Below are 2,304 nucleotides of genomic sequence, written 5' to 3'. Positions count from 1 at the left end.
GCTATGTGCTGGCGATCGAGAAATTGCTCGATCTGGAAGTACCCCTGCGCGGCCAATATCTGCGTGTGTTGTTTGCCGAGCTGACCCGGATCTGCAATCATATGCTCAATATCGGCGCGCATGTCATGGATGTCGGCGCGATGACCCCGAATATCTGGGTGTTCGAAATTCGCGAGCAATGTCTGGAGTTTTTCGAACGCGCCAGCGGCGCCCGCATGCACAGTGCTTGGTTCCGGCCCGGCGGCGTCCATCAGGATGTGCCGCTGAAGCTGCTTACCGATATGGCCGACTGGCTGGATGAATTTCCGACGCTGTTCAACGACGCGATGAGCCTTGTCGTTGGCAACCGCATCTTCAAGCAGCGCAATGTCGACATCGCGACCGTTTCGAAAGACGATGCCGTGCGCTGGGGCTTTTCCGGCCCGGTGCTGCGCGGCAGCGGCGTTGCATGGGACTTGCGCAAGTCGCAGCCTTATGATGTCTATGACCGGATGGAATTTGACGTTCCGGTCGGCACCCGTGGCGATTGCTATGACCGGTTCATGGTGCGGGTCGAAGAAGTGAAGCAGAGCGCGCGGATCATGCGCCAGTGCCTGAATGAAATGCCCGATGGCCCCGTCGCCTCCAACGACCGGAAGATCGTCCCGCCGAAACGCGCCGAGATGAAGCAGTCAATGGAAGCGCTAATCCATCACTTCAAACTCTACACCGAGGGCTTCCACGTGCCCGCCGGCGAAGTCTATGTCGCGACCGAAAGCCCGAAGGGCGAATTCGGCGTCTATCTCGTCAGCGACGGCAGTAACAAGCCTTACCGTTGCAAAATCCGCCCGACAGCGTTCAGTCATCTGCAGGCGATGGATTTCATGACCAAAGGCCATATGTTGCCTGACGCTACCGCCATTCTGGGTGCGATCGATATCGTGTTCGGGGAGTGTGACCGGTGAGTTCTGTTCTAGACAATCTTGCGGATTTCGGCATCAAATTTGAAAAACCGCTCTCAATCTTTGGCGGCGTCTGGTTTGTCGCCAGTTGCGCTGTTTATGCGCGTTTCATTTCCTTGCCGGACATTCCGTTTCTGACAGATCAGGTCGCGGTTTTTGTGTCCGCCGGTTATAACGCAATCTGGTGGGGATTTCTCCGCCCGGCAGTTGAAAAGCGAAAAACAGCGCGGCTGACGCAAAACGATGTCGGAGGGGAAGTTACACATGGCTGAAGCACCAACCATCCCCGACGAAATCGAAACCCGCGCCAAATGGGGCGATTTTGCGTTTACGCCTGCGAACGAAAAGCTAGCGAAATGGCAGATTGCGAAATATCCCGCTGGCCGCCAGAAATCGGCGGTTATGGCGCTGCTTGACCTTGCCCAGCGGCAGGTTGGTGCGGACACCAAAACGCAAGGCTGGCTGCCGGTTCCGGTGATCGAATATGTCGCCGCCTATCTCGATATGCCTTATATGCGGGCCTATGAGGTCGCGACCTTCTACACCATGTATAATCTGGCGCCGGTCGGTCGCTATCATGTGCAGGTTTGCGGCACCACGCCGTGCATGTTGCGCGGCAGCGACGATGTGATGGCGGCGTGCAAGAACAAGGGCATGGCCAAGGGCAAGACCACGCCCGATGGCCTGTTCACCCTGACCGAGGTCGAGTGCATGGGCAATTGCTCCAACGCGCCGATGGTCCAGATCAACGACGATAATTACGAAGATCTCGATTATGACATCATGACCCGGATCCTCGAGGATCTGGCGGCGGACAAGAAGATCAAGGTCGGCTCGCAAATCGGTCGCAAGACCAGCGAAGCCGAAGGTGGTCCGACGAATTTGAAAGAGATGGTCAAGGCCAATCACGATTACCGGGGAGAATGGTGATGGGTATTTCATATTTTCCTCCCTGTGCGAAGCATGGGGAGGTGGCAGTCCGTAGGACTGACGGAGGGGCGGCGGCGCAAGCTGCACTCTGCGGGATTTACCCCTCCACCACGCTTCGCGCGGTCCCCCTCCCCATTGCTCCGCAACAGGGAGGATTATAGTGCCATGCAACTCGACGGATATGCAGGCTGGATCGGACTTGCCGTCGTCATTCTCGGCGTCGCCGGCGGTCTCTGGGGCCGAAAGAGGAAAAAGTAATGGGCTTTGACTTTCTTCAGGACAAGGACCGGATCTTCACCAATGTCTATGGCTTCCAGTCGTGGGACCTGAAAGCGTCGCAGAAGCGCGGTGACTGGGACAAGACGGCCGATATTATCAAGCTTGGCAATGACAGGATTATCGAGGAAATGAAGGCCAGCGGCCTGCGCGGTCG

General features: G+C 57.1%; 4 protein-coding genes and 1 pseudogene. All 5 read left to right on the top strand.

Annotated elements, in window-relative coordinates:
- Window positions 1–944, top strand: a 944-nt coding sequence (locus tag WBM93_RS05790) for an NADH-quinone oxidoreductase subunit D (protein ID WP_424429407.1), incomplete at its 5' end; no start/stop codon positions are given.
- Complete coding sequence (locus WBM93_RS05785) at window positions 941–1,213, top strand: hypothetical protein (RefSeq protein WP_424429404.1); 273 nt, start codon at window positions 941–943, stop codon at window positions 1,211–1,213. The genes WBM93_RS05790 and WBM93_RS05785, both read left to right, overlap by 4 nt.
- Window positions 1,206–1,871 carry a complex I 24 kDa subunit family protein gene (locus WBM93_RS05780; protein WP_424429401.1) on the top strand — a complete coding sequence of 222 codons (666 nt, stop codon included), beginning with the start codon at window positions 1,206–1,208 and terminating at the stop codon, window positions 1,869–1,871. Before WBM93_RS05785 ends, WBM93_RS05780 begins: the two co-directional genes overlap by 8 nt.
- Before the next feature lie 165 nt (window positions 1,872–2,036).
- A complete protein-coding gene (locus tag WBM93_RS05775) occupies window positions 2,037–2,129 on the top strand; it encodes an LPXTG cell wall anchor domain-containing protein (RefSeq protein WP_424429398.1) in 93 nt (30 codons plus the stop codon).
- Window positions 2,129–2,304 (top strand): annotated as a pseudogene (locus tag WBM93_RS05770) (NADH-quinone oxidoreductase subunit F); the annotation flags it as partial. The gene WBM93_RS05775 and the pseudogene WBM93_RS05770, both read left to right, overlap by 1 nt.

It is taken from the genome of Parasphingorhabdus sp. (assembly GCF_049667325.1).
Classification (GTDB): Bacteria; Pseudomonadota; Alphaproteobacteria; order Sphingomonadales; family Sphingomonadaceae; genus Parasphingorhabdus.
This window is presented reverse-complemented; position numbering and strand designations above follow the sequence as displayed.

Excerpts from the sequence above, each read along its gene's own strand:
- WBM93_RS05775 (WP_424429398.1), top strand. The coding sequence starts at position 2,037 with ATGCAACTCGACGGATATGCAGGCTGGATCGGACTTGCCGTCGTCATT.
- WBM93_RS05780 (WP_424429401.1), top strand. The coding sequence starts at position 1,206 with ATGGCTGAAGCACCAACCATCCCCGACGAAATCGAAACCCGCGCCAAA.